This is a genomic window from Streptomyces sp. NPDC051051 (assembly GCF_040682975.1).
Taxonomy (GTDB): Bacteria; Actinomycetota; Actinomycetes; order Streptomycetales; family Streptomycetaceae; genus Streptomyces.
The window spans coordinates 203,298-229,351 of sequence record NZ_JBFBCB010000003.1 but is presented as its reverse complement, the minus strand read 5'-3'; the positions used below and the strand labels follow the sequence as shown (position 1 = coordinate 229,351).

Below are 26,054 nucleotides of genomic sequence, written 5' to 3'. Positions count from 1 at the left end.
CGACAGCCGCGAGGGCGCCGCGTGTCCCGCACGGCCACGAACGGGCCGTAGGCCCCGGGGGCCCGGACGGCACGAAGGACTGCCGTACGGCCGCGTCGACCTGTACGCCCCGGTGGTGCCGGCACGACCCCGACTTCCGCACCGCAGACCGCGAACGGCCCGCGCACCCGCCGCCGGACGACTCACCCACCCATCCACCCGCCGCCGGACGACTCACCCACCCATCCACCCGCCGCCGGACGACCCACCCGCTCACCTGCGACCGAGTGACCCACCCGCCACCCGCCACCGGCCGGCCGAGCCGACCGTGACCTGCTGGAGACACCCCATGAGCATGCTCACCCTCGCCTCGGCCCCCGAGGACGCCGCGGCCCTCGAAAGAGCCGAGGCGCACCACGCCCGCCTGGCCGGTGAGCTGGCCGGGCGGGTGACGATGCTGCTGACCGCCGTGGACCGGGACCCGGTCGCCGCCGAGCGGATCCACGCCGGTCTGGTCGCCTTCTGCGACCGCTCGCTGCTGCCGCACGCCGCCGTCGAGGAGGCCGCGCTCTACCCCGCGGCCCACCGCCTGCCCGAGGCCCGCCTGCTCATCGAGAGCCTCGTCGGCGAACACCGCTGTCTCACCGCGCTCGTCGACGCCCTGCGCTCCGCACCCGGCCCGGCCGGCGCGGCGGCCGACGCCCGGGCCCTGCAGGTGCTGTTCGAGGAGCACGTGGCCAAGGAGAACGGCCTGGTGCTCCCTCTGCTCGCCATGACGCCCGACGTCTCCCTGGCGTCGCTGCTCGCGGACATGCACCACCGGCTCGCGGACGGTACGGCGGTCGACGGCGGTGCCCCCCAGACGCAGGACGACGAGGAAGGACACGACATGCGAGGACAGCGGACCGACGGGACCGGCGGCTGCGGTGGGGTCTGCGGCTGCGGCGGTGCGGAGGAGGCGGCCGAGCCCGAGCTGGACGTGCGGGAGGTTCCGCACTCGCTGCGGCACGCGGCGGTCTTCGGCGCGCTCGACGCCGTCCCGGCGGGCACCGCGGTGATCCTGGTCGCCCCGCACGACCCGCTGCCGCTGCTCGCCCAGATCGAGCAGCGCAGCCCGGGAGTCTTCTCGGTGGAGTACCTGGAAAGCGGCCCCGAGGCCTGGCGGCTGCGGCTCGCCCACCGCTGAGCCGCCCTCACCCACCCGACCCGGCGGCGGCCCACGGACGTCGCCGCCGCCGACGGCGGGACAGCTCCGTACCCGCCGGAACACGAGGAAACACGAGGAAAGAGGGACGACACGTCATGGACGGATCACCACGCCGGGCCGGCATCCTGCTCGGGACCGTCGGGACGGCCCTGGCAGCCGCCGGACCGGTCATGCTGTGGCGCGGCCGCAGCGGCAGGAAGGAGATACGCGACGAACTGGCCGCCCAGAAGATCACCTTCCCGGACCGCGGCCTGCCCGCCGAACTCGCCGCCCATGCCGGCCGCCCGGTGGAAACCGGCCCCGACGCGCACGCGTACGCCGAGTTCATCAAGGGCAACCTGGCCCACGCCACCGGCGGCCGCACCTACGCCGAACTCAGCGCGGAACTGCACGCCGCGGGCGACGACGAGAAGCTCGCCGAGCTGCGCCAGACGGCGTTCATGGGCCAGTCCCTGCGCGCCTCCCTGATGTCCGCGTACCAGGCATGGCACCTCACCACCCTGGTCACCGGCCTGGGCGCCGCACTGACCGGCCTGGGCGTCACCCTGGTGGCCACCGCGGACGCCCTGACACCCCGCCCCTCGCACCGCGCCTGACCCGCGGCGGCGAGCACGGACGGGACCGCGGATCCCGTCCGAAGGGGGGCACTCCCCGGCGGTACGCCCAGGGGTGCCCCCTCCGGCATGCTGCCCCCTTCGGCGCGCCGTGGCCCGTCGTCCCGCACCCGCCCGCACCCGCCCGCATCCGCACCCGCGTCCGCCCCGACGGCCCGTTCGGCCCTGCTCACGCCTGCCGGAGAGGGACTGTCGGCCCTGGGGGAGAAGACCATCGGCCGCCGCGCCGACCGCTGCCGCCGGTGGATGCTGACGGCGACCGATCCGGAGGTACACCGTGCACGACCACGTCGACCGCCCTCGAGGCCGAGCCCATCGATGTCACCCGCGGTGGGTGCCGCGCACGGTCCGGCCCGGTCACCGTCCGGCCGCCCGCCTCGTCTGCCCTGACTCCAGGGCGGCCGGACACAGCCTCGGGGCGCTGGGCAGGGCCGTGCGATGACCGACACCGCCCAGCCCGGCGCCCCTCGTGCCGACGCCGCCCAGCCCGGCGTCGCCCGTGCCGACGCCGCCCAGCCCGGCGTCGCCCGTGCCGACGCCGCCCGTGCCATCCGCCGTCAGCGCCACGACGCGGGGGAGCGGCCCTTCATCGTCATCTGGGAGTCCACCCGGGCCTGCCCGCTGGCCTGCCTGCACTGCCGTGCCGAGGCCGTGCCCGCCCGTGATCCGCGCGAACTGGACACCGCCGCCGCCAAGGACCTGCTGGGCCAGGTGGCCGCCTTCGGGCAGCCCGCCCCGCTGTTCGTGATCACCGGCGGCGACCCCTTCCAGCGGCCGGATCTGAACGAACTCGTCGCTCACGGCCGCGAGATCGGCGTCCGGGTCGCGGTGTCCCCGTCCGGTACCCCGACCCTCACCGCGGAGCGGCTGCGGGACCTGCACGCGGCCGGTGCGGTCGGCCTCTCACTGAGCCTGGACGGCTCCACCGCCGAGGTCCACGACACCTTCCGCGGGGTGCCCGGAGTGTTCCGCTGGACCCTGGACGCCTGGGACACCGCTCGCGCCCTCGGCATGAAGGTGCAGATCAACACCACGGTCGCCCGGCACAACCTGCACGACCTGCCCGACGTCGTCCGCCTCGTCGCCGAGCACGGCGCGATGCTGTGGAGCGCCTTCTTCCTGGTCCCCACCGGCCGTGGCCGCAGCCTCGGCGCGCTCACTCCGGGCGAGGTGGAGGACGTCCTCAACTTCGTTCACGACGTGGGCCTGACCGTGCCGGCCAAGACCACCGAGGCCCACCACTTCCGCCGCGTCGCCCTGCAACGCCAGGTCCTGGCCGCCGTCGGCGACGACCACGTGACGGTGCTCGGACTCGGCCCGCTGTACCGGGAGCTGCGCGACCGGGCCGCCGAACTGGGCCTGGACGCCGGAGCGCGCCGGACACGCCGCCCGCCGCTCGACGTCAACGCGGGCCGCGGATTCGTGTTCGTGTCCCACACGGGCACCGTGCACCCCAGCGGATTCCTGCCGCTGGGTGCCGGAAGCGTCCGCGAGACACCACTGACGGAGATCTACCGCACCTCGGAGCTGTTCACCGGTCTGCGGGACGCCGACCGGCTGGGCGGACGGTGCGGCGCGTGCGAGTTCCGCCGGGTCTGCGGTGGCTCGCGGTCCCGGGCCTACGGCGTCACCGGCGACCCGTACGCCGAGGAGCCGTGGTGCGGCTACGTCCCCGGTTCCTTCCCCCGCCGCCGGGAACTGGCCGCGCTGCTGTCCGGTGCCGACCCGGAGGGCGGGCGGCCCCGCCGACGCGTGAGCGGCGCGACGCCGCGGCAGGACGGCGGCACGGGCACGACCGAGCGCGGGGGAGCGGCATGACCGCCGTCGTCGGTGGGCCGCCCCCGGCCGGTGACGCGAGCCGAGCCGGCAGGTACCCGAGCCGGTTCCGGGCGTCCGGGGTGAAGGCCCGCCACCTGCGCGCCCACGTCCTGGTCGTGGCATGGCTGGGCCTGGCCCTGGCGGCGGTCGCGGCGCAGGAGTCGCTGCCGGTGGCCCGCTGGCTGGCCGTGCACATGTTCCTGCTCGGCGCCGTCACCACCGCCGTCCTGATCTGGAGCGAGCACTTCGCCGTCGCCCTGCTGCACGCGAAGATCCCCGACGAGCGCTGGAGCACCGCCCGGCTGGCCACGGCCAACCTCGCCGTGGCCGGGCTGCTCGCCGGGGTGTGGGCCGCCCGGCCGCTGCTGACCGCCGTCGCCGCCGGGTCACTGGTCGCCGCCGCCACCGCGCACCTGGTCATGCTGGTCCGTCTCGGCCGGGGCGCGCTCGGCGGACGGCTCAAGCCGATCGTCTCCTACTACCGGGCGGCCACGGCCGCCCTGATCGCGGGCACCGTCCTCGGCGCGCTGCTGGCCACCGGCGGGGCCGGCGGGCCCGACCGGTACGCCGGGCTGCGCCTGGCGCACCTGCACGTCACGCTGCTCGGCTGGATCGGGCTGCCCGCCCTCGGCACGTTGTTCATGCTGTGGCCCACCGTGCTGGGAGTACGGATGAAGGACCGCACCACGAAGGTGTCCCGACAGGTGCTGTGGCTCGCCGGCAGCGGACTGGTGACGGCGGTCACCTCTTTGGCACTCGGCCGGCGCTGGCCGGCCGTGGCGGGCCTCGCCCTCTACCTGGCGGGAGTGGCCCTCGCCGCCCACCTGCTCGCCCGTACCGTGCGCCACAGCCGGCCCGTCTCCGCGGCGGCGGCCTGGACGCTCGCCGCCGCCACCTGCTGGCTGACGGTCGCGGTGGCGGCGGACCTCGCCCGGCTGGCCGCCGCGCCGCTCGCCGCGGCGCAGACCGCGGTCGACGCCCTGCTCCCCGTCCTGCTCGTCGGCTTCGTCGCCCAGGTCCTGATCGGCGCACTCACCTACCTGCTGCCCGTCGTCCTCAGCACGGGTCCGCGGGACCGTGCGGCCGTACGGGCGCTGCTCGAACGGGGCTGGCCGGCGAGGGCGGTGGCGCTCAACACCGGTGTCGCGCTGGCGGCTCTCCCACTGCCCGGCCCGGCGCCGGCGGCGGGCCTGCTGCTGGCGGCACTGTCCGGAGGCGCGTTCCTCGCCCTGGTCGTGCCGGTGCTCGTCCGTGGCGGCAGGGGGCTGCCGTCGGACGCGGGCGGTGGGTCACGGCGCCCGGCACTGTGGGGCACCGCCGCGGGTGTCGTACTGACCGTGCTGGCCGTGCTGGTGGCCAACAGCGGAGGAGACCCGGTCGGCGGGACGAACGCCGCCGGGACGGCGGGTGCGGGCACCGGCACCACCCGCACGGTCGCCGTCACCATGGCCGACATGCGCATCCGGCCGGCCCGCATCGAGGTCGCGGCGGGCACCTCGCTGCGGCTGAAGGTCACCAATGACGACGCCCAGCGCCACGACCTCAAGGTCGAGGACGGTCCCGCCACCCCGATGCTCGCCAAGGGCGACACCCGCGTCCTCGACCTCGGGCCGGTCACCCGCGACAGCCGGGCCTGGTGCACCCTGCCGGGCCACCGGGCGGCCGGGATGACCATGGACATCGTCGTGAAGGACGGCGCGGCGACGGACGCCACCGGCCACCAGGGACACACCTCGGTCGCCGCCCCCGACGACCACAGCGCCCTCGACCTCTCCGCCGACTACTCCGCCGGCTGGCGGCCACGCGACGCGGCCCTGGCACCCGCGCCCGGCGGGACCGTCCACCGGGTCGAACTGCACGCCGCGCACACCACCGTCGAAGTGGCACCGGGCGTGCGGCAGCAGATGTGGACCTTCGGCGGCACCGCTCCCGGCCCCACCCTGCGCGGCAAGGTCGGCGACGTCTTCGAGGTCACCCTCGCCAACGACGACGCGGGCATGGGGCACGGCATCGACTTCCACGCCGGCTCCCTCGCCCCCGACCGGCCCATGCGCACGATCGAGTCCGGTGAACGCCTGGTCTACCGCTTCCGCGCCGAGCGCGCCGGGGCCTGGCTGTACCACTGCAGCACCGCACCGATGCTCCAGCACATGGGCAACGGCATGTACGGCGCCGTCGTCATCGACCCGCCCGGCCTCGCGAAGGTGGACCGCGAATACGTGCTGGTCTCCTCCGAGCTGTACCTCGGCACGCCCGGCAGCACCGCCCAGGTGACCAAGATGCGGCAGAACACGCCGGACGCCTGGGTGTTCAACGGCATGGCCGACCAGTACGCCCAGCGGCCCCTGAAGCTGCGGGCCGGTGAGCGGGCCCGTTTCTGGGTGGTCGCCGCCGGGCCCGCTGACGGCATCGCCTTCCACATCGTCGGCACCGTGTTCGACACCGTGTACAAGGAGGGCGCCTACCTCCTCGAACCGGGTGGGGCGGGCGGCGCGCAGGTACTGGACCTGGCCACCGCACAGGGCGGCTTCGTGGAGACGACGTTCCCGGCGGCCGGCCACTACCCCTTCGTCGACCACGACATGCGCCACGCCGAAGCCGGGGCCCACGGCATGGTGGAGGTGAGCGGCTGATGGACACCGTCGGCCTGTGGTCCCTGGTGCGGTTCGCGCACGTGGCCGGCGCCGCCCTGTGGGTCGGCGGCCAACTGGCCCTCTCCCTGGTGGTCCTGCCGCTCGCCCGTCACCTGCTCGCCCCGGACGCCAAGGACCGTTTCACCGCCGCGGCGGGCCGCCGGTTCGGCCTCCTGACCGGGGCCGTGTTCCTGCCCGTGCAACTGGGCACGGGCTGGGCCATGGCCTGGCACCGGGGAGTCACCTGGGCCTCGCTCGCCGAACCCGGCTACGGCCGCACCCTGGCGACCAAGCTCGCCCTCTTCGCGGTGGTGATGCTCGCCGCGGCGGGACACGGCATCGCCCACGCCAGGGGCCGCGCCGCCCTGGCCCGTGCCCTGGCGGTCGTCTCCCTCGTCGGCTCGCTCGGCGTCGTCCTGCTCGCCACGGCCCTGCCCGCCACCTGACCGGCGGCCACGGGGGGCGGGGAGCCACGGGCGCCGCCGGACGCCGAGGACGTACGGCCCCCAGGACGGGGCCGGTCAACCCTCCCGCGGGCCGGGCGCAGCGACGCAGGCTCGGGGGTACAGAGGAAAGCGTGTGAAGGAGCCGTGATGCAGACCAGGGAAATCGTCGACGCCGCAGCCGTTCAGGCCCTGCTGGCCGCGGCGGTGGCCGCGCCCTCGATCCACAACACGCAGCCCTGGCGGTTCGGCCTGGACCCGGAGAGCCGGTCGATCGAGGTCCGGGTGGACCGGCGGAGGCGACTGCCGATGGCCGACCCCGATCTGCGCGCCCTGCACCTGTCGGTGGGCGCGGCCGTCCTCAACCTCCGGGTGGCCGCCGCGCACCTGGGCTGGGACCCCCTGGTCCGGCTGCTGCCCGCGGTGGACGACCCCGACCTGCTGGCCACGGTGCAGCTGGCCGGGCACCGCGCGGACCCGCCGCCGCCCCTGCTCGATCTGTACGACGCGGTCGAGCGACGCCACACGAGCCGGATGCCGTTCACCGGACGCCCGGTCCCGGAGCCGGTCGTGACCGAGATGATCGGCGCCGCCCGCGCCGAGGGCGCGCACCTGGAGGTGCCCGACATCCTGGGAACCCGCCGCCTGCTGCGCCTGACCCAGGCGGCGGAGATGCGCAACGCCCTCCACCGGGACCGGGTGGCCGAGGCGCGCGGCTGGATCACCGCTCCGGGAACGGAGGCCCCCTACGGTATTCCGGCCACGGCGCTGGGGCCGCTGGACGCCTCCGGGCGGATGCCGGTGCGGGACTTCACCGGGGCGCTGCCCGCCCGCTTGCTACCCGCCCTGCGGTTCGAGCGCCACGCCCAGGTGGCGCTGCTGTGGACGCCCCGGGACCGGCGGGAGGACTGGGTGCGGGCGGGCCAGGCGCTGGAACGCGTGCTGCTCACGGCGACCCGGCACGGACTGCGCACGTCGATGCTGCACCAGGCGATGGAATGGCCGGACCTGCGGGCCGCGATCGCCGGCCCGAGGCGGCGCTGCTGCCCGCAGCTGCTGATCCGCTTCGGGTACGGCCCCGAGGGCGGCCGCACACCCCGCGCGGGCACGCCGCACCCCTGACCCCGCAGCACCGGACGGGGCCGGCGGCCTCGCGGCCGGGGTTTCCCGCACCGGGTGCGGGACGAGGGCCGGGCCGACGGTTCCGTACCGTCGGCCCGGCCCTCACGCCCGGCGCGTCCGGGGACCCCGCGGGCCGCCCGTCACAGCACGGCGGGCGTTCCCCTGAGCTCGCGTCCGCTGATCATCTCGGAGTCGATCCGTACGAACACCCCGTCGCGCAGGGGCATCCAGGAGACGGGGCCCGACTGCGACAGCCGTTCGTGCTCGGCGGGATCGGTCACCACGGTGGCCCGTCCCGTGACGACGACGCTCCAGCCGGACTGGGTCGCCGCGTCGAACTCGTCGGCCTCGAAGGCGATCACGAAGCCGTCGATGGCGCGGACGAGGTCGGAGTCCGGTGAGGTGCGCAGCAGCACGGAGTTGTCGGTGTCCAGGGAGAAGTTGATGGGGAGGACCGCGGGCAGTGCCTGCCGTGTGTAGACCACGCGGCCGACCGGGACCTGGGAGAGCAGGCGCAGGCACTCCTGCCGGTCGAGTGCGCGAAAGGCATCGTTCTGGGGCATCCGTCCATCGTCCCCGCGGTCGTGGTGCGGGGGTAGGGCCGATCGGCCCTACCCCCGCACCGTCCGGACCGCCGGACCGGGCCGTCGTTCCACGGGAGCCGTGAGGGCGAGCCGGTGGCACGGAGCCGTACGGGGACGGCCGGCCCGGAAGGTGGGGACCGTCCGTCCTTCCACAGGGACCCTTGGCCCATGCCTCCGGCGCGTCCCGGCGCGGACAGTGGTGACGGGATTCCGTTTCCCGGGCAAGAGGCCCGCGGGGCGTGTGCGATTCCCGGTGCGCAGCACCACCTTGGAGAGGGAAGGGATGGACGACATGGTCCAGCCGTCGAAGTCGAAGAACGGCAGCTCGGCATCGCCAGCACCGGTGTCCCGCCGGGCATGGCTGATGCTGGCGCTGTCCACCGTGGGTTTCGCGGTGAACTTCTGGGCCTGGGCGCTGCTCAGCCCCCTCGGCCCGCGGTTCAAGGACAGCCTCGACCTGTCGTCCTTCGAGCAGTCCCTGCTGGTGGCGGTCCCGGTCGTGGTCGGGTCGCTCGGCCGCATCCCGGTCGGTGCCCTGACCGACCGGTTCGGCGGACGGGTCATGTTCCCGATCGTGTCGGCGGCCACCATCGTGCCCGTGCTCTACCTCGGCCTGGCCGGTCACTCCTCCCTCACGGCCCTCCTGATCGGCGGGTTCTTCCTCGGCATCGGCGGCACCGCCTTCGCCGTCGGCGTGCCGCTCGTCAACGCCTGGTTCCCGCCCGAGCGGCGGGGCCTCGCCATCGGCGTCTTCGGCGCCGGCATGGGCGGCACCGCCATCAGCGCCCTGACCACGGTGAAGCTGGTCGACGCGAACAGCATGTCCACCCCGTTCCTGATCACCGCCGCGGTGCTGGCCGTGTACGCGGTGACCGCCGCGCTGCTGCTGCGGGACGCGCCCGGCCGCACCGTGCCGGCCGAGCCGCTGGCCCGCAGGCTGGCCGCCACCGCCCGGCTGCCCATCACCTGGCAGGCGTCGGCGCTGTACGCGGTCGCGTTCGGCGGTTACGTCGCCTTCTCCGTCTACCTGCCCACCTACCTCAAGACCGGCTACGGGCTCACCCAGGCCGACGCCGCGAACCGGATGGCCGGCTTCGTGCTGCTGGCGGTGGCGATGCGTCCGGTCGGCGGCTGGCTGTCGGACCGCATGGGCCCGGTCCGGGTCCTGGCCGGCTCACTGGCCGTGGTGGTGGCCGGCGCCGTCACCCAGTCGTTCACCCCGGCACTGGCACCGGTCGGCACCGTCGCCTTCCTGGCCATGGGCGCCGCGCTCGGCGCGGCCAGCGGCGCCACCTTCGCCCTGGTGGCCCTCCTCACCCCGGCCGGCCAGGTCGGCTCCGTCACCGGCGTGGTCGGCGCCGCGGGCGGCCTGGGCGGATTCCTGCCGCCGCTGGTGATGGGCTCGCTGTACGGCGCGTACGGCACCTACGCCGCCGGTCTCGCCCTGCTCGCCGTCGTGGCCGCCGCGGCGCTGGCCTACACCCTCACCGGTATCCGCGCGGCCGCGGGCGGCGACGAGCGGAAGCGGAACACCGGGCGCCGCCGCGACCACCGTCCCGCGGGCACCACCGCCTGAGGGCCGGCGGACCGTCGGACCGGGAAGCGGCGGGCCGACGACCGACGGGCCCAGGACTGCCGGGCCCAGGACCGACGGACCGAAGAACCGACGGACCGAAGAACCGACGGACCGAGGAACCACGGAGAAGACCGATGTGCGAGTACTGCGGCTGCCAGGCCCTGGAGACCATCGACGAACTGACCCAGGAGCACGAGGAGGTCCTGCGACTGATCAGTCACCTCCGCCCGGCCCACCGGAGCGCCGAGACGACCCGGATGGCGCAGACCGCCCGCGAGATCGCGCGGGTGCTCGGCCCGCACACCCAGGTCGAGGAGGAGGGCCTGTTCCCGGCGCTGGCCGGGGAGTTCCCCGACCAGATCGCCGCCCTGGAGGCCGAGCACCGCCGTGTCGAGTCGGTTCTGGCCGAGGCCGCCGACGGTGCGACTCCCTCGGACCCGGACTGGCCGGACCGGCTGATGGACGCCATGGCCGTGCTGCGCGACCACATCCTCAAGGAACAGGACGGCGTCTTCCCGGCCGCGCTCGCCAACCTGACCACCGAGGAATGGGAGGCGGTCGAGGCCACCCGGACCAGGGCGGGCAGCACCCTGTCCAGGCCGGCCGCCTGACGGGTCCCGCCCGCCGTCCCCGGCGCGCCGACGACTCCCCCAAGCCCTGTGCCCCCTCGGAACGAGCGGGGCACAGGGCTCCGCCGGTCCGGCCCCGACCGCACGGAGCCGGGGTGCCCCCCGTCCGCGTGCGGTCCCCTGCGTGACGCGTGTTGTTCCGTGGCGTGGTGTTGACCCCCTGGGGGATCACCCTCGTAGAGTCGACTGCGGCCGGAACCGATCACAATTCGAACGGACGCTCATGGTGTCCGGGGCGGAGTGGCGCGGTGAGCAAGGAGACCAGCCGGGAGCAGCAGCGGGCGGGCATGGACGGCGATCTGGCGGAGGCGCTGGTGCGCAGCCGCCGGTTCTTCACCAGGGCGGAGGTCTCCGACGACCTGCGCACCCTGCACAGAAAGGGCGGCCGGCAGGCCGACGAGTTCTACCGGGACCGCTGGTCGCACGACAAGGTGGTGCGTTCCACCCACGGGGTGAACTGCACCGGCTCGTGCTCGTGGAAGGTGTACGTCAAGGACGGCATCATCACCTGGGAGGCCCAGCAGACCGACTACCCGTCGGTGGGCCCCGACCGCCCCGAGTACGAGCCGCGCGGCTGCCCGCGCGGGGCGGCCTTCTCCTGGTACACCTACTCGCCCACCCGGGTGCGCTACCCGTACGTGCGCGGCGTGCTGCTGCAGATGTACCGCGAGGCCAAGGCCCGCCTAGGCGACCCGGTGGCGGCCTGGGCGGACATCGTCACCGACCCGGAACGCGCCCGCCGCTACAAGCGGGCCCGCGGCAAGGGCGGCCTGGTGCGGGCGAGCTGGGACGAGGCGGTGGAGCTGGTCGCGGCCGCGCACGTGCACACGATCAAGGCCCACGGACCCGACCGGCTCGCCGGCTTCTCGCCGATCCCGGCCATGTCGATGGTCTCGCACGCCGCCGGTGCCCGCTTCTACTCACTGCTCGGCGGCGCCATGCTGTCGTTCTACGACTGGTACGCGGACCTGCCGGTGGCCTCACCGCAGGTGTTCGGCGACCAGACCGACGTACCGGAGTCGGGTGACTGGTGGGACGCCGGCTACCTGATCATGTGGGGGTCCAACCTGCCGGTGACCCGCACCCCGGACGCCCACTGGATGGCCGAGGCCCGCTACCGCGGCCAGAAGGTCGTCGCGGTGTCCCCGGACTACGCGGACAACGTGAAGTTCGCCGACGAGTGGCTGCCCGCCCAGCCGGGCACCGACGGCGCGCTGGCGATGGCCATGGGCCACGTCGTCCTCAAGGAGTTCTTCGTCGACCGCCGGACGGAGTACTTCACCTCCTATGTCAAGCGGTACACCGACCTGCCGTTCCTGGTCACCCTCGACGAGGCGGCCGGCGAACCGGGCACCTACACCCCCGGCAAGTTCCTCACCGCCGCCGACCTCGGCGGGGCGGCGGCCACCGCGGAGCACGCCGAGTTCCGCACGGTGCTGCTGGACGCCGCCACCGGGCTGCCGGCGGTCCCCAACGGCACGCTCGGCGACCGCTACGGCGAGGCCGGCGCCGGGAAGTGGAACCTCGACCTGGGGGACACCGACCCGCTGCTGTCCGCCGAGGGCGGTGGCGAGACACCGGTCGCGGTCGGCCTGCCGCGCTTCGACGCCCCCGACGGCGGCGCGGGACGGCTGCTGCGCGGCGTGCCGGTGCGCCGGGTGGCCGGACGGCTGGTGACCACGGTGTACGACCTGATGCTGGCGCAGTACGGGGTGGCCCGTGCGGGCCTGCCCGGCCGGTGGCCCTCCTCGTACGAGGACGCGGCCGAGCCGTACACCCCGGCCTGGCAGGCGGCGATCACCGGAGTGGACGCGGACCGGGCGGCGCGGATCGCGCGCGAGTTCGCCGCGAACGCCGAGGAGTCCCGCGGCCGTTCGATGATCATCATGGGGGCGGGCACCAACCACTGGTTCCACTCCGACACCATCTACCGCGCCTTCCTGACCCTGACGACGCTGACCGGCTGCCAGGGCGTCAACGGCGGCGGCTGGGCCCACTACGTCGGCCAGGAGAAGGTCCGCCCGATCACCGGCTACTCGGCGATCGCGACCGCCGCCGACTGGAACCGGCCGGCCCGGCTGATGATCCAGACCGCCTACTGGTACCTGCACGCCGACCAGTTCCGCTACGACCCGTTCTCCGCCGACACCCTCGCGGCGGCCGGCCCGGGCACGGGCGGCCCGTTCGCCGGGAGGACCACGGCGGACGTCATCGCGCAGTCGGCCCGGATGGGCTGGATGCCGTCGTACCCGACCTTCGACCGCAACCCCCTCGACCTGGCCGACGAGGCCGGCGCCGCGGGCCGTCCGGTCGCCGAGCACATCGTGGACGAACTGAAGGCGGGACGGCTCCGGTTCGCCGGCGAGGACCCGGACGCACCGGAGAACTTCCCACGGGTGCTGACCATCTGGCGGGCCAACCTGCTGGGCTCCTCGGCCAAGGGCAACGAGTACTTCCTCAAACACCTGCTCGGCACCGACCACGCGGTCCGGGCGACCGAGGCGCCGCCGGACGCCCGCCCACGGGACGTGGTGTGGCGGGAGGACGCCCCCGAGGGCAAGCTCGACCTGCTGCTCACCCTGGACTTCCGCATGACCAGCACGACCGTCTTCTCCGACGTCGTCCTGCCCGCTGCCACCTGGTACGAGAAGCACGACCTGTCCAGCACGGACATGCACCCCTTCGTGCACGCCTTCAACCCGGCGATCGCCCCGCCCTGGCAGACCCGCACCGACTGGGACGCCTTCCACACCCTGGCCAGGGAGTTCAGCCGTCAGGCGGCCGGCCACCTCGGCGTCCGCACGGACGTCGTCGCCGCGCCCCTGCTGCACGACACCCCGGACGAGATGGCCAACCCGCACGGCCGGGTGCTCGACTGGAAGGCGGGCGAGTGCGAACCGGTCCCCGGCCGCACCATGCCGAGGCTGGTGACCGTGGAGCGCGACTACGCCGCCGTCGCCGACAGGATGGCCGCCCTCGGCCCCCTCCTGGACACCCTGGGCGCCACCACCAAGGGCATCACCTTCAAGGTCGACCGCGAACTGGAGTACCTGCGCCACAAGAACGGCACCGTGCGCGGCGGAGCGGCCGACGGGCGGCCCTCGATCGCCCGCGACACGCACGCCTGCGAGGCGATCCTCGCCCTGTCCGGCACCACCAACGGCCACCTCGCCACGCAGGGCTTCCACACCCTCGAAGCCCGCACCGGCACGCGGCTGGCGGACCTGGCCGCCGAGCACGAGGGCAAGCAGATCACCTTCGCCGACACCCAGGCCGCGCCGGTCCCCGTCATCACCTCACCCGAGTGGTCCGGCTCGGAGACCGGCGGACGCCGCTACTCGCCGTTCACCGTCAACGTCGAGCGCCTCAAGCCCTGGCACACCCTCACCGGCCGCCAGCACTTCTACCTCGACCACGACTGGATGACCGCGCTCGGTGAGCAACTGCCGGTGTACCGCCCCCCGTTGAACATGCATGCGCTCTTCGACGAACCCCGCGTCGGGGAGACGGGCGAGCTCGGCGTGACCGTGCGCTACCTGACCCCGCACAACAAGTGGTCCATCCACTCCGAGTACCAGGACAACCTGTTCATGCTCTCGCTGTCCCGGGGCGGCCCGACGATCTGGATGAGCACGCAGGACGCGGCCAAGGTCGGGGTGCGGGACAACGACTGGGTGGAGGCGGTCAACCGCAACGGTGTGGTCGCCGCCCGCGCGGTCGTCTCGCACCGCATGCCCGAGGGCACCGTCTACATGCACCACGCCCAGGACCGCCTCATCGACGTGCCCCGCACCGAGACCACCGGCCGGCGCGGCGGCATCCACAACTCCCTGACCCGTCTGCTGATCAAACCCAGCCACCTCATCGGCGGTTACGCCCAGCTCTCCTACGCCTTCAACTACCTGGGTCCGACCGGCAACCAGCGCGACGAGGTCACCGTCATCCGTCGCCGCACGAACCAGGAGGTGACGTACTGATGCCCCGTGGCGAAGCCCCCATCGGACGCGTGATGGCACAGATGGCGATGGTGATGAACCTCGACAAGTGCATCGGCTGTCACACCTGCTCGGTCACCTGCAAGCAGGCGTGGACCAACCGCACCGGCGTCGAGTACGTGTGGTTCAACAACGTCGAGACCCGGCCCGGCCAGGGCTACCCGCGCCGGTACGAGGACCAGGACACCTGGAAGGGTGGCTGGGAGGTCAACCGCCGCGGCCGCCTCGAACTCAAGGCCGGCGGCCGGTTCAAGAAACTGATCCAGATCTTCTCCAACCCCAAGCTGCCGTCCCTCGACGACTACTACGAGCCCTGGACGTACGACTACGAGACGCTGACCAACGCCCCGCTGCAGGAGCACACCCCGGTCGCCCGCCCCAAGTCCCTCATCACGGGCAAGGACATGAAGATCAGGTGGTCGGCGAACTGGGACGACGACCTCGGCGGCTCGGCCGCGACCAGCGAGAAGGACGTGCTGCTGAACGAGGTCTCCGAGAAGATCAGGTTCGAGTTCGAGCAGACCTTCATGTTCTACCTGCCGCGTATCTGCGAGCACTGCCTCAACCCGTCCTGCGCGGCCTCCTGCCCCTCCGGCGCCATCTACAAGCGGGAGGAGGACGGCATCGTCCTGGTCGACCAGGACCGCTGCCGCGGCTGGCGAATGTGCGTCACGGGCTGCCCGTACAAGAAGGTCTACTTCAACCACCGCACCGGCAAGGCCGAGAAGTGCACCTTCTGCTTCCCGCGCGTCGAGGTCGGCCTGCCCACCGTCTGCTCCGAGACCTGCGTCGGACGGCTGCGCTACATCGGCCTCGTCCTCTACGACGCGGACCGGGTTCTGGAAGCCGCCTCGACCCCCGACGACACCGGGCTGTACGAGGCCCAGCGCAGCGTCCTCCTCGACCCGAACGACCCGCGGGTCGTCGCCGGGGCGGAGCGGGCCGGCATCCCCCGGGACTGGATCGAGGCCGCGCAGCGCTCCCCGATCCACGCCCTGATCAACACCTACAAGGTGGCCCTGCCCCTGCACCCGGAGTACCGGACGATGCCGATGGTCTGGTACATCCCGCCGCTCTCCCCGGTGGTCGACGCCGTCCGCGACACCGGCCGCGACGCCGAGGACCACCGCAACCTCTTCGCCGCGGTCGACACCCTGCGCATCCCCGTGGACTACCTCGCGCAACTCTTCACCGCCGGCGACCCGGCGCCCGTCGACGCGGTACTGCGCAGGCTGGCCGCCATGCGTGCGTACATGCGCGACATCAACCTCGGCCGCGAGCCGGACGAGACCATCCCCGAGTCGGTCGGCATGAGCGGCGAGCAGGTCTACGACATGTACCGGCTGCTGGCCCTGGCGAAGTACGACGAGCGCTACGTCATCCCGCCCGCCCACGCCGAACAGGCGCACCAGCTGGAGGAGCTGGCCACCGAGTGCAGCCTGGACTACGAGGGCGGCCCCGGCATGGGAGGTTCCGGCCCCTTCGGCGAGACCTCCGGCGGCGCCGCTCCGATCGCGGTGGAGAACTTCCACGCCCTGCGCGACCGGCAGACCTCCGACACCCCCGCGGCGCCCACCGACAAGGCGACCCGGGTCAACCTCCTCAACTGGGACGGCAAGAGCTCCCCGCCCGGTCTGTTCCCGGACAGACGAACCGGCGGCACCGCCGACGGAGACAGCGGCGGCGAGGTGGAGCCGAAACCATGAGAAGGAAGACCGAACGCACCCCGCGCACGAAGCCCTGGCTCCCCCTGGCCTGGCAGACCCAGTCCCTGCTGCTCGCCTATCCCGACGACCGGTTCCGGCCCCGCCTCGACCTGGCCCACCGGGCCGCCGCCGCACTGCCCCCCGAGGTCCGGGACCCCCTGATCCGCTTCGCCCGGCACACCGGGCGCACCCCCGCCGACGAGCTGGCGGCCGCTTATGTGGAGACCTTCGACCACCGCAAACGCTGCTGCCCGTACCTGACGTACTACGCCCACGGCGACACCCGCGGACGCGGCGTCGCGCTGCTGCAGCTGAAGCAGACCTACACCGCGGCCGGATGGCGCCTCGCCGACGACGAACTGCCCGATCACCTCGCCGTCGTCCTCGAGTTCGCCGCCACCGACCCCGGCGCCGGCGCAACGCTGCTCACCGAACACCGCGCCGGTCTGGAACTGCTGCGCCTGGCCCTGGCCGACGAGGGCTCGCCCTGGGCGGACGTCCTGGCCTCCGTGTCGGCCACCCTGCCCCCACTGGCCAGCGACGACCGCGAGGCCGTCCTGCGCCTCGCCGCCCAGGGCCCGCCCGAGGAACAGGTGGGCCTCGACCCGTACGCCTCCCCGGTATTCCTGCCGGACCCCGTCGTAGGAGGACCCCGATGACCCCGTCGGCGCAGCACGCCACCCTGGCGGCCGAGACCGGCACCGGCGACATCCTGCTGTGGGTCGCCCTGCCGTACGTCGTGCTGGCGGTGTTCGTCCTCGGCCACGTCTGGCGCTACCGCTACGACAAGTTCGGCTGGACGACCCGCTCCTCCCAGCTGTACGAACGACGCCTGCTGCGCATCGGCAGCCCGCTGTTCCACTTCGGCATCCTCGTCGTCCTGATCGGCCACATCGGCGGCCTGGTCGTCCCCGAGAGCTGGACCCGGGCCGCGGGCATCAGCGAGCACGCCTACCACGTGTCCGCCGTCGTGCTCGGCACCCTCGCGGGCGTCGCCACCGTGGGCGGACTCGCCATCCTGATCTACCGGCGGCGTACCGTCGGACCGGTGTTCTCGGCCACCACCCGCAACGACAAGGCCATGTACGTCTCCCTGACCCTGACCATCGCCCTGGGGCTCGCCGCCACCGTGGCCGCCAACCTCGTCGGCGGGGGCTACAACTACCGCGAGACCATCTCCCCCTGGTTCCGGTCGGTCTTCTACTTCCAGCCCGACCCCGGCCTGATGGCCGACACCCCGATCCTGTTCCGGCTGCACGCCCTCAGCGCGCTCCTGCTCTTCGCGTTCTGGCCCTTCACCCGGCTCGTCCACATGCTCACCGCGCCGCTGGGCTATCTGACCCGGCCCTACATCGTCTACCGCAGCCGTGACGAGAGCCGCCTCGGCGCCCGGACCCCGCGCCGCGGCTGGGAACGCACGGGATCGTGAGCGACGGATCGGCCCACCGTCCGGCTCCGGCTCACGGCGGTGCCGGTGCGGGGAGGGGCACCGTCCACTCGGCGACGGTGCCGGTCGGCTCGTTCGGCGTGAGCGTGAAGGTGCCACCGAGCTCGGCGGCGCGCCGGCGCAGGTTGTCCAGGCCGCTGCGGCGGGTGACGGCCGGGTCGACCCCGCGCCCGTTGTCGGCGACGCGCAGCCGCAGGCGGGTGCCGTCGGTCTCGGCGGTGACCTCGACCGCGGTGGCCCGCGCGTGGCGGGCGGTGTTCGACAGCGTCTCGCGCAGGACCGCGAGCAGGTGCTCGGCATGACCGGCGGGCACGTCGGTGTCCAACAGGCCGGTCATGCGCAGCGCGGGGCTGAAACCGAGGACGGCGGCGGCCCGGTCGGTCTCGGTGAGCAGCTTGACGCGCAGCCCGCCGCGGGATCCGGGGCGGTCCCGCTCGCCCAGGGCGTAGATGGTGCCCCGCACGGTCTTGATGGTGTCGTCGAGGTCCTCGACGACCCGTTGGATCCGCTCGGCGACCTGGGGCCGGTCGGAGACGCGGCCGAGCACCGAGTTCAGGGTCAGTCCGGAGGCGAACAGTCGCTGGATGGCCAGGTCGTGCAGGTCGCGGGCGATGCGGTCGCGGTCGGTCAGGACCAGGAGGTGCTCGGCCTCGCGCCGGTGCTCGGCGATCTCCAGGGCCAGCGCGGCCTGGTCGGCGAAACCGCTGATCATGGTCATGACGGCCTCGGAGAACTCCGGGCCGCCGGGACGGTTGGCGACCTCCAGCACGCCGCGGACGTGCTCGCCGCCTCCCAGCGGGAGCAGGAAGCCGGGCCCCAGGTCGACCTTCGCCGCGCAGCCGCCGTCCGCCCGCTGCTCGTCGGACAGCGCGCCGCTGGTGACGGGCTCATCGGTGCGGTACACCCCGGCGGCCCGCGTGGCCGGGGACAGCACCAGTCCGCGCACCCGCTCGGCGCCCTCCCCCTCGGCGGCCTCGACCACCAGCCCGTCGCCGCCGTCGAACGGCACCGCCACCGTCACCAGGTCCGCCCCGGACAGCGCCCTGACGGTGGCGGCGACCTGGTGCAGGACGAGGTCGGGGTCGGTGCCCGACAGCAGGCTGCGCGTCAGTTCGCTGCTCGCCTCCAGCCACTGCTCCCTGCGCCGCGTGTCCTCGTACAGGCGGGCGTTGTCGATCGCCACACCTGCCGCGGCCGCGAGCGTGCGCAGCACCGCCTCGTCCTCCTCGTCGAATTCCGCGCCCCCGCGCTTGTCGGTGAGGTACAGGTTCCCGAAGACCCGGTCGCGCACCCGGACCGGCGCCCCCAGGAACGTGGTCATCGCCGGATGCCCCGCCGGGAAGCCCACCGCTTCGGGATGGCTGCCCAGATCGGCCAGGCGCAGTGGCTCCGGGTTGCTGATCAGCAGCCCCAGGATGCCCAGGCCCTCGGGGTGGTGGCCGATCGCGCCGACGGTCTCCTCGTCCATGCCGACCGTGATGAACTGCCTGATCCGGCCCTCGTCACCCAGCACCCCCAGCGCTCCGTACCGGGCGTCCACCAGGGTCACGGCCGACTCGGCGATCCGCCGCAGCACCACGTCGAGATCCAGGTCGGAGCCGATGGCGAGCACCGCGTCCAGCAGCGTGGACACCCGGTCCCGGGTGGCGCGCACCTGCGCGACCTGTGCCTGGAGCCCGTCCAGCAGCTCGTCCAGCCTCAGGTGGGGCGCCGTCGGCCTGCGCTCCCGCGCCGGAGTCTCCGCCATTCCCGCTCCCTCCCGGAAGGCGCCGGCGGCACCTTCCGCATGATGCCGGAGCAGCCCTCTCCGCACGCGAACGCACGTGCTGCGCACGGTCGTCCCGGCACTCAGGATCCTACGACCCGGTGCCCCCGGGAACCGAGGCGCTCCCCGCGGTACCCGGACCGCCGAAGGCGCGGACCGGCGCGGTGGCCTCCTCCCCGGCGATCGGAGCCCCGCCGCCGGACGGCCTCGGCGGGGACGACGGCATCTCGACGTCCATCGCCCCTCGGCCGGACGGTGCGTCAGTGCGGCCACGCCTCCGGGCCACCACCGCGCCACTCGACCGTCTCCGACTGCCGCACCCAGGCGTCGTCGACGTCGTCCAGACCGACGAGACGCAGGAAATCGACGACGTCCAGCAGCCCGTACGCCAGCCCGACGAAACGCTCATTGACGCGGACACGTCGGCCGCCGTCCTCGGCGGGCGGGTAGATCACGATGGGCCGTGTGCCGTTCATACGGCCAGCCTGCCGTCGAAACGAGAGGGACGCGCGGTGGGATGCGCCGGCCGCGCCGCCTCAGGCGGTGCCCATCCGGCCGTGCCAGTCCAGGCACATGACGCTGGCGTCGTCCTGAGGGCGGCCGTGGCAGGCGTCCTTCACCGCCTCCGTCAGCGCCTGCACCGTCTGTCTAGGGTGCAGACGGCGGGTCCGGCGAAGCAGCGCGGGCAGGTCGACCGCCGCCGCTTCCCGGTCCAGCATGCCGTCGGTGAGCAGTACGAGCCGGTCACCGGGGCGCAGGTCGAGCTTCTGCACGCGGTAGGGGATGGGCGAGGGGACGCCGAAGGGCAGGTTGATGGAGAGGGGGATCTCCTCCACGATGCCGTCACGCAGGCGCAGGGGCCAGGGATGGCCGGCGTTGATCAGCTCCACGCGCTCCTGCACGAGGTCGACGCAGAGCAGTTGCCCGGTCGCCATGGCGCCGCGTCCGTGGGACAGCAGCGCCTGGTGGGCCTGACGCGCCTGGTCGCCGACGTTGCACCCCGCGCGCCGGGCGCCGCGCAGGGCGCCGAGCAGCAGGGTGGCCAGCAGGGCGGAGTTCACGTCGTGGCCCATGGCGTCGGTCAGCGACAGGTGCAGGGTGTCGCGGTCCAGGCTGTAGTCGTAGGTGTCCCCGCCGATGTCGTCCGCGGGGACGAGCGCGCAGGCCACGGTGAACTGCGGTGCTTCGCAGCAGGAGGCGGAGGGCAGCAGCTGGTGCTGGATCTCCGCGGCGAGCGTCAGGGGCTTGGTGCGCTGCCCCCACTGGTAGGCGTCCGTGAAGCGGCGGTCGGTGACGATGATGTACGCGAGGGCGTGGGCCGCCTCCGCCACGTGCCGCAGCACGTCCCCGTCGGTGTGGGGGAGTGTCATCTCGAGGACACCTATGCAGTCGCCACGGTTGGTGACCGGCGCGATGACCCGGGGCCGGCCCTCGGCGTCCCGCTGCCGGTGCAGTCGCTGCTCGTGGAGGACCCGTTGGTAGACGCTGCCCTGCACGGGGATGCGCACGGGGCTGGTACCACCGGCTTCGGCGTCGTCGGCAGCGGTGAGCCGCACCAGTTCCTGGCCGACGAAGTCCAGGAACAGGAAGGAGACGGAGACGGCCCCGAAGCGCTTCTGCACGTTGCGTGCGACGACGTCGACGGAATCCATCGGCGCGGCGTCCTCGGCAGCCGCCAGGACTTCTCCCAACGCGAACTCATCGGCCATGACAACCTCCTGACTGGTCGCCCCTACGTCTTTCCGCAACCGGTCGAGACATCCCTGGCCGATCCGGGGCGTCGCCCGCACGAGTGATCCACCGGCGGTGGGCGCGGCCTTTCGAACCCGGGGTGCGGGCACGGCCGTGCCCCCGGACGGGGGGCACGGCCGGGGGCTCGGACGCGGGGGTGGTGCGAGGTGAACAGGTCGCCGCACCGGGACGGCACGCGACGACGGCGGGGCTCGGTCATGCGGTCGTCGCTCAGCCGGCGCTCCTGCGCGCGCCGGACCGTCCCGCCTGGCTCTGGCCGCGGGCCTGCTGGAAGGCCTCGGCGACCGTCTCCGCGGCGCCGGACAGCACGCCCTTCGTCTTGCCCTTGGCGCCGGACTCCATCATCTTTCCGGGCAGCTCCGTGAGGCCCGCGGGCTTGCGCGGCCCGGCCTCGAGGTCGAGGCGGTTGCACGCCTCGGCGAAGCGCAGGTACGTGTCGACGCTGGCGACCACGATCCGAATGTCGATCTTGAGTATCTCGATGCCCACCAGGGAGACCCGCACGAAGGCGTCGATCACCAGCCCGCGGTCGAGGATGAGTTCCAACACGTCGTAGAGCCCGCTGGAACCTCCGCCGCCGCCACCCTGCCGTGCCGCTACCGTCATCACCCAACCCCCTGTCGGACCCGTGTGTACCACCCCGGCTCGTTCGCCGGCCGTCGCACGTGACGCGGGTGCCGACGACGGCGGCGAGGCGGATCGTAGGGGTACGGGTTGCCGCTGCCGACGGTGAGCAAACGCGTGCGGCGACGCGACGGGCACGCCGGTCGGGCAGACCGGTCGCGCGGGGGCGGGCGCAGAGGGGCGGTCGCGGACGAGTGGTCGCCGACGGGGGTGTCAGCCGGCGGGAGGGCTCAGCCGACGTCGACCACGATCTTGCCGCGGGCGGTGCCGGTCTCCACGGCCTCGTGGGCGTCCGCGACGGTGGCGAGGGTGAAGTGCCGGGGATCGAGCAGGGGCCTGAGCGCCCCGGCGTCGGCGAGGGCGGCGGCCTCGCGCATGATCTCCCCGTGGTGCTCGCGGCCGCGCCCGGTCAGCAGGGGCAGCAGGGTGAAGACGCCGGAGTAGGTCGCCCCGCGGAAGGAGAGCGGGGCGATGCTGTGCGTGCCCCAGCCCAGAGCGCTGACGACGTGGCCCGTGTAGGTGCGCACCGCCGAGAAGGAGTCGTCGAGCACGGACCCTCCGACGGTGTCGAAGACGACGTCGAAGCCCTCACCGCCGGTGTGCTCGGCGACGTACGTCTCGACGGAGGCGGTGGTGTAGTCGATCGGGGTGGCCCCCAGGCGCTCGACGACCTCCCGCCGCGTCGGCGAGACGGTGGCGAAGACCTCGGCGCCGCGGGCCCGGGCGACCTGCACGGCCACCTGGCCGATCCCGCCGGCCCCGCCGTGGACCAGGACCTTCTGTCCTGCGTGCACCCGTGCCCGGTCGACCAGGCCCTCCCAGGCCGTGATGAAGACGAGGGGCAGGGCGGCGGCCTCACGAAGGGTGAGGGCGGCCGGCTTGCGGGCGATCAGGCGGGCGTCGACGGCCGCGTACTCGGCGAGCGAGCCCTGCACGTCACCGACGCCGCCGGTCATGCCGAAGACCTCGTCGCCGGGCGCGAAGCCGTGGACATCGGAACCGACGGCCTCGACCACACCGGCGAGGTCGAGACCGAGGACGGCCGGCAGCGTGCGCCGGGCGTGGGCCGCCTTGCCGGCCCGGAGCTTGGTGTCCAGCGGATTGACGCCGCTGGCCCGGACCTTGACCAGCACCTGACCCGGGCCGGCGGCGGGCTTCTCGATCTCGCTCAGGATCAGCGGAGTGCCGAACTCTTCCAGAACCACTGCGCGCATGGGTGTGCGCCTCTTTCCTGTCGTGTTTCCTGTCGTGTCGAACGGGCCTTCCCGGCTGCTGCCGGCCGGGGCGGGGTGAAGGCCGGGCCCTCGCCGGCCGCCGCTCCTCCTCCGGGCATGTCGGGAGCGATCAGGTGTGGTCGGCGACGAGGAGGCGCGCAGCGCCCTTCGCCTCGTCCACGACGGTGCGGTCCTGGAGCAGTCGCCCGGAGGCCAGGGCGCCGTCGATCAGGAGTCCGAGGTGCCGGGCGAGCGCCTCGGGCGCACCGGCGCCGGCCCGCTCGCCCAGCTCCGTGAGCCACGCCTGACGGCGTCGCGTGTGCTGCACGGTGATGGCCCGGGCCTCGGAGTCCAGGTCCGCCTCGACCGCCGCGCTGACGAACGGGCATCCGAAGAACCCGTGCCGGTCGAAGGCGTCCGTGAGCGCGTCGAACAGTCCGACGAGCTGCTCGCGGGGATCGTCGCCCGCGCGTGCGGCGGCGCCCTGGAGCTGCGCCATCCAGGAGTCGTCGGTCCTGCGCAGGTACGCGGCGACGAGCTGCTCCTTGGTGCGGAAGTGCACGTACAGCGTCGATTTCGCGACTCCGGACGCCGCGATGACCTGATCCATCCCCACGCCGCGGAGCCCGTGCGCATAGAACAGCTCGGCCGCGGCGCTGAGGATCCTCTCCTCCGACTTGGTCTTCCTGACCCGGGTCACCATGACCACACCTCCTTAATCAAACAGACTAGTACGTTCGATTAAGGGCGGCAAATGCCGGGCGGGAAACCTCGGACACTGTGTCCAACGCTACGTTGGACACAGTGTCCGATCTTTCGTAGTCTTCCGCAACAGCCCGCAGGGGCTCCTTGACCGTCGAATCGTGAGAGTGGGATTTCCCGTGATCTCTGGTGGAGTTGACCGTCCGACCCTGTTGCTGGTGCACGGGGCGTGGCACGGCTCCTGGTGCTGGGACGCGCTGAGAGCGGTGCTCGGCGCCGACGGCTGGACGACCCGAGTGGTCGACCTGCCCAGCGCCGGGCGTCCGACCGGCGTGCAGGACGACGCGCAGGCGGTGCTCGCGGAACTGGAGCGCGTCGACGGACCGGTGGTCGTGGTCGCCCACTCCTACGGAGGTGTACCCGTCACCCAGGCCGTCGCCGAGGCCGGTGACGTGGCGCACGTCGTCTACCTGGCGGCGTACCAGCTCGACGTGGGCGAAAGCCTCCTGGGACACCACGGCGCGCCCGTCCCGCCGCAGCCGCAGGGTTTCCAGGCGGTGCCCGACAACCCGGTCCCGGTGTTCTACGGGGACGTGCCCGAGGCGGAGGCCGACCGGGCTGCCCGGCGGCTGGTGCCGCAGAGCACGAAGTCCTTCGGCGACCCGCTGACGCGGGCGGGATGGCACACGGTCCCGTCGACGTACATCGTCTGCGAGCACGACCGGGCACTGCCGCCGAAGAACCAGGAGACGCTGGCCGTCAGGTCCGGCGCCGTCCACCGCCTCGCCAGCCACCACTCGCCGTTCCTGTCGATGCCCGAAGAGCTCGCCGCCCTCCTCGCGGAGATCGCGCACGCGTCGGCGGGCTCCGCCGCGTGAACCAGTCGTACCCCGGAGCCGCGGAAGGCCCTCGGGAAGAGTCCGCGCGGCTCGCCCGGACAGCCCCGGACAAAGAGAAAGAGACCGAGATGACCAGCACCACGAACACCGGCACCGGCCTCGTCCACGAAGCGGGCGTACGGGCCGAGGAGGACGTACGGGCCGAACTCGTCGCCCGTGCCACGGCTCTGCGGCCGCTGCTCCGGGACCAGGCGGCGCGCGGCGAGTCCCGGCGCGCCGTCCCGGAGGAGGTCGTCGACGCCTTGGCCGGTGCCGGGGTCTTCCGGCTGCTGACCCCCAAGCGGTACGGCGGCCACGAGAGCGATCTGCGGACGCTGACCGAGGTGTCGGAGACGCTGGGGGCCGGGGACGGCTCGGCCGCCTGGATCGGCATGATCATCTCGGTGACCAACTGGCTCGCCTGCCTGTTCCCCGACAAGGCCCAGGAGGAGGTGTTCGGCGCCGACCCCGACGCCCGGGTGACCGGAGTGGCCGCGCCGACCGGTACGGGAGAACGGGTGCCGGGCGGCTGGCGGGTGAGCGGCCGCTGGTCCTACAACTCCGGTGCCCCCTACGCCACCTGGGCGGCGGTCGGCGCCCTGCTGAAGGGCGAGGACGGCGCCGTCGCCGACCAGGCGCTGGTCCTGATGCCCGCCGGCGACCTCACCGTCGAGGACACCTGGCACGCGGTGGGCATGAGGGCGACGGCGAGCAACACCCTGATCGGCCAGGACGTGTTCGTACCGGAACACCGGGTGCTGTCGGTCCCGGCGGCCGTGGAGGGCGCCTACCCGCGCTCGCACCGGGGCGAGGACCTGTACGGGTCGGCATTCGGCCCGATGCTCCTGCTGTGCCTGGTCGGCCCCCTGCTCGGACTCGGGAAGGCGGCCCTGGACCTGGTGGTGGAGGCGGTCGGCACCAAGCCCCTGTCGTTCACCGTGCACGGCAGGCAGGCGGACTCGGTGGGCGTCCAGACGCAGGTCGCCGACGCGGCGCTGCGCCTGGAGACGGCCCGGCTGCACACCTACGGCGCGGTCGCCGAAGTGGACCGGGCCGCCGGGTCCGGCTCGCTGGACCATGCGGCGCGCACGCACATCAGGGCCCGTGCCGGGTACGCGGCGCAGCAGGTCGTCGAGGCGATCGGCATCCTGCTGAACGCGCACGGCTCGTCCGCGTTCGCCGACACCCACCCCTTGCAGCGGATCTGGCGGGACGCCAACGCCGCGGCCCGCCATGCCGGTCTGGTCCCGTCCGTCGGTCTGGAGGTCTACGGAAAGTCCTTGCTGGGCATCGGTGACCGGGTGAGCCTCATGGTCTGACGCCGGCCCCGGAGGCCGCCTCCGGACCCGTACGATCGGTACGGGTC

21 protein-coding genes are annotated in these 26,054 nt (G+C 73.4%); 14 read left to right on the top strand and 7 right to left on the bottom strand.

Annotated features, from left to right (window positions below):
- Positions 1-328 precede the first annotated feature (328 nt).
- From AB0N31_RS04260 to AB0N31_RS04235, 6 genes are all read left to right on the top strand, one after another.
- On the top strand, positions 329-1,165 hold the full coding sequence (locus tag AB0N31_RS04260; protein ID WP_366056806.1) for a DUF2249 domain-containing protein: 837 nt from the start codon (positions 329-331) through the stop codon (positions 1,163-1,165).
- A gap of 116 nt (positions 1,166-1,281) precedes the next feature.
- On the top strand, positions 1,282-1,782 hold the full coding sequence (locus tag AB0N31_RS04255) for a hypothetical protein (protein ID WP_366056805.1): 501 nt from the start codon (positions 1,282-1,284) through the stop codon (positions 1,780-1,782).
- Between the two features lie 456 nt (positions 1,783-2,238).
- Positions 2,239-3,618, top strand: coding sequence for a TIGR04053 family radical SAM/SPASM domain-containing protein (locus AB0N31_RS04250; RefSeq protein WP_366056804.1), 1,380 nt, complete (start codon positions 2,239-2,241; stop codon positions 3,616-3,618).
- Complete coding sequence (locus tag AB0N31_RS04245) at positions 3,615-6,251, top strand: multicopper oxidase domain-containing protein (RefSeq protein ID WP_366056803.1); 2,637 nt, start codon at positions 3,615-3,617, stop codon at positions 6,249-6,251. Before AB0N31_RS04250 ends, AB0N31_RS04245 begins: the two co-directional genes overlap by 4 nt.
- Positions 6,251-6,697, top strand: coding sequence for a hypothetical protein (locus AB0N31_RS04240; protein ID WP_366056802.1), 447 nt, complete (start codon positions 6,251-6,253; stop codon positions 6,695-6,697). Before AB0N31_RS04245 ends, AB0N31_RS04240 begins: the two co-directional genes overlap by 1 nt.
- Positions 6,698-6,844: 147 nt before the next feature.
- Positions 6,845-7,816, top strand: coding sequence for a nitroreductase family protein (locus AB0N31_RS04235; RefSeq protein ID WP_366056801.1), 972 nt, complete (start codon positions 6,845-6,847; stop codon positions 7,814-7,816).
- A 140-nt stretch (positions 7,817-7,956) separates the two neighbouring features.
- On the opposite strand, the gene AB0N31_RS04230 is transcribed toward AB0N31_RS04235, so the two are convergent.
- Positions 7,957-8,379 (bottom strand): pyridoxamine 5'-phosphate oxidase family protein, encoded by a 423-nt coding sequence (locus AB0N31_RS04230; RefSeq protein WP_366056800.1) that lies wholly within the window; start codon positions 8,377-8,379, stop codon positions 7,957-7,959.
- Between the two features lie 385 nt (positions 8,380-8,764).
- Between AB0N31_RS04230 and AB0N31_RS04225 the strand changes: the two genes are divergently transcribed.
- The 6 genes from AB0N31_RS04225 to narI all read left to right on the top strand — a co-directional run bounded on the left by AB0N31_RS04225 (position 8,765) and on the right by narI (position 17,735).
- Positions 8,765-9,976 (top strand): MFS transporter, encoded by a 1,212-nt coding sequence (locus AB0N31_RS04225; RefSeq protein WP_366056843.1) that lies wholly within the window; start codon positions 8,765-8,767, stop codon positions 9,974-9,976.
- A gap of 134 nt (positions 9,977-10,110) precedes the next feature.
- On the top strand, positions 10,111-10,587 hold the full coding sequence (locus AB0N31_RS04220) for a hemerythrin domain-containing protein (RefSeq protein WP_366056799.1): 477 nt from the start codon (positions 10,111-10,113) through the stop codon (positions 10,585-10,587).
- Positions 10,588-10,892: 305 nt separating this feature from the next.
- On the top strand, positions 10,893-14,582 hold the full coding sequence (locus tag AB0N31_RS04215; protein ID WP_366056842.1) for a nitrate reductase subunit alpha: 3,690 nt from the start codon (positions 10,893-10,895) through the stop codon (positions 14,580-14,582).
- The gene (narH, locus tag AB0N31_RS04210; RefSeq protein WP_366056798.1) at positions 14,582-16,306 is read left to right on the top strand and encodes a nitrate reductase subunit beta; all 1,725 of its coding nucleotides are present in this window, start codon (positions 14,582-14,584) and stop codon (positions 16,304-16,306) included. The genes AB0N31_RS04215 and narH overlap by 1 nt, the downstream gene beginning before the upstream one ends.
- A complete protein-coding gene (narJ, locus tag AB0N31_RS04205; protein ID WP_366056797.1) occupies positions 16,303-16,965 on the top strand; it encodes a nitrate reductase molybdenum cofactor assembly chaperone in 663 nt (220 codons plus the stop codon). The genes narH and narJ overlap by 4 nt, the downstream gene beginning before the upstream one ends.
- Positions 16,962-17,735, top strand: a complete 774-nt coding sequence (gene narI, locus AB0N31_RS04200; protein WP_366056796.1) for a respiratory nitrate reductase subunit gamma — start codon at positions 16,962-16,964, stop codon at positions 17,733-17,735. Before narJ ends, narI begins: the two co-directional genes overlap by 4 nt.
- A 31-nt stretch (positions 17,736-17,766) precedes the next feature.
- Here narI and AB0N31_RS04195 read toward each other — a convergent pair whose 3' ends face one another.
- The 6 genes from AB0N31_RS04195 to AB0N31_RS04170 all read right to left on the bottom strand — a co-directional run bounded on the left by AB0N31_RS04195 (position 17,767) and on the right by AB0N31_RS04170 (position 23,811).
- Positions 17,767-19,500, bottom strand: a complete 1,734-nt coding sequence (locus AB0N31_RS04195; protein WP_366056795.1) for a GAF domain-containing protein — start codon at positions 19,498-19,500, stop codon at positions 17,767-17,769.
- Positions 19,501-19,778: 278 nt separating this feature from the next.
- Entirely contained in the window at positions 19,779-19,994 is a 216-nt protein-coding gene (locus tag AB0N31_RS04190; protein ID WP_366056794.1) for a hypothetical protein, read from the bottom strand.
- 60 nt (positions 19,995-20,054) lie between these two features.
- Entirely contained in the window at positions 20,055-21,227 is a 1,173-nt protein-coding gene (locus AB0N31_RS04185; protein ID WP_366056793.1) for a PP2C family protein-serine/threonine phosphatase, read from the bottom strand.
- A gap of 253 nt (positions 21,228-21,480) precedes the next feature.
- On the bottom strand, positions 21,481-21,876 hold the full coding sequence (locus AB0N31_RS04180; protein ID WP_366056792.1) for a gas vesicle structural protein GvpA: 396 nt from the start codon (positions 21,874-21,876) through the stop codon (positions 21,481-21,483).
- A gap of 248 nt (positions 21,877-22,124) precedes the next feature.
- Positions 22,125-23,108, bottom strand: coding sequence for a zinc-dependent alcohol dehydrogenase family protein (locus tag AB0N31_RS04175; RefSeq protein WP_366056791.1), 984 nt, complete (start codon positions 23,106-23,108; stop codon positions 22,125-22,127).
- Positions 23,109-23,238: 130 nt separating this feature from the next.
- Complete coding sequence (locus tag AB0N31_RS04170; protein WP_366056790.1) at positions 23,239-23,811, bottom strand: TetR/AcrR family transcriptional regulator; 573 nt, start codon at positions 23,809-23,811, stop codon at positions 23,239-23,241.
- A gap of 178 nt (positions 23,812-23,989) precedes the next feature.
- Between AB0N31_RS04170 and AB0N31_RS04165 the strand changes: the two genes are divergently transcribed.
- Together AB0N31_RS04165 and AB0N31_RS04160 are read left to right on the top strand one after the other, a co-directional pair.
- Positions 23,990-24,688: an alpha/beta fold hydrolase gene (locus tag AB0N31_RS04165; protein ID WP_366056789.1), complete on the top strand. Its 699-nt coding sequence runs from the start codon at positions 23,990-23,992 to the stop codon at positions 24,686-24,688.
- Between the two features lie 89 nt (positions 24,689-24,777).
- Complete coding sequence (locus AB0N31_RS04160) at positions 24,778-26,007, top strand: acyl-CoA dehydrogenase family protein (RefSeq protein WP_366056788.1); 1,230 nt, start codon at positions 24,778-24,780, stop codon at positions 26,005-26,007.
- Positions 26,008-26,054 lie beyond the last annotated feature (47 nt).

What these genes read in the sequence shown, in the direction of transcription:
- AB0N31_RS04260 (WP_366056806.1), top strand. Translation starts at nt 329, where the DNA reads ATGAGCATGCTCACCCTCGCCTCGGCCCCCGAGGACGCCGCGGCCCTC.
- AB0N31_RS04255 (WP_366056805.1), top strand. Translation starts at nt 1,282, where the DNA reads ATGGACGGATCACCACGCCGGGCCGGCATCCTGCTCGGGACCGTCGGG.
- AB0N31_RS04250 (WP_366056804.1), top strand. Translation starts at nt 2,239, where the DNA reads ATGACCGACACCGCCCAGCCCGGCGCCCCTCGTGCCGACGCCGCCCAG.
- AB0N31_RS04245 (WP_366056803.1), top strand. Translation starts at nt 3,615, where the DNA reads ATGACCGCCGTCGTCGGTGGGCCGCCCCCGGCCGGTGACGCGAGCCGA.
- AB0N31_RS04240 (WP_366056802.1), top strand. Translation starts at nt 6,251, where the DNA reads ATGGACACCGTCGGCCTGTGGTCCCTGGTGCGGTTCGCGCACGTGGCC.
- AB0N31_RS04235 (WP_366056801.1), top strand. Translation starts at nt 6,845, where the DNA reads ATGCAGACCAGGGAAATCGTCGACGCCGCAGCCGTTCAGGCCCTGCTG.
- AB0N31_RS04230 (WP_366056800.1), bottom strand. Translation starts at nt 8,379, where the DNA reads ATGCCCCAGAACGATGCCTTTCGCGCACTCGACCGGCAGGAGTGCCTG.
- AB0N31_RS04225 (WP_366056843.1), top strand. Translation starts at nt 8,765, where the DNA reads ATGCTGGCGCTGTCCACCGTGGGTTTCGCGGTGAACTTCTGGGCCTGG.
- AB0N31_RS04220 (WP_366056799.1), top strand. Translation starts at nt 10,111, where the DNA reads ATGTGCGAGTACTGCGGCTGCCAGGCCCTGGAGACCATCGACGAACTG.
- AB0N31_RS04215 (WP_366056842.1), top strand. Translation starts at nt 10,893, where the DNA reads ATGGACGGCGATCTGGCGGAGGCGCTGGTGCGCAGCCGCCGGTTCTTC.
- narH (WP_366056798.1), top strand. Translation starts at nt 14,582, where the DNA reads ATGCCCCGTGGCGAAGCCCCCATCGGACGCGTGATGGCACAGATGGCG.
- narJ (WP_366056797.1), top strand. Translation starts at nt 16,303, where the DNA reads ATGAGAAGGAAGACCGAACGCACCCCGCGCACGAAGCCCTGGCTCCCC.
- narI (WP_366056796.1), top strand. Translation starts at nt 16,962, where the DNA reads ATGACCCCGTCGGCGCAGCACGCCACCCTGGCGGCCGAGACCGGCACC.
- AB0N31_RS04195 (WP_366056795.1), bottom strand. Translation starts at nt 19,500, where the DNA reads ATGGCGGAGACTCCGGCGCGGGAGCGCAGGCCGACGGCGCCCCACCTG.
- AB0N31_RS04190 (WP_366056794.1), bottom strand. Translation starts at nt 19,994, where the DNA reads ATGAACGGCACACGGCCCATCGTGATCTACCCGCCCGCCGAGGACGGC.
- AB0N31_RS04185 (WP_366056793.1), bottom strand. Translation starts at nt 21,227, where the DNA reads ATGGCCGATGAGTTCGCGTTGGGAGAAGTCCTGGCGGCTGCCGAGGAC.
- AB0N31_RS04180 (WP_366056792.1), bottom strand. Translation starts at nt 21,876, where the DNA reads ATGACGGTAGCGGCACGGCAGGGTGGCGGCGGCGGAGGTTCCAGCGGG.
- AB0N31_RS04175 (WP_366056791.1), bottom strand. Translation starts at nt 23,108, where the DNA reads ATGCGCGCAGTGGTTCTGGAAGAGTTCGGCACTCCGCTGATCCTGAGC.
- AB0N31_RS04170 (WP_366056790.1), bottom strand. Translation starts at nt 23,811, where the DNA reads ATGGTGACCCGGGTCAGGAAGACCAAGTCGGAGGAGAGGATCCTCAGC.
- AB0N31_RS04160 (WP_366056788.1), top strand. Translation starts at nt 24,778, where the DNA reads ATGACCAGCACCACGAACACCGGCACCGGCCTCGTCCACGAAGCGGGC.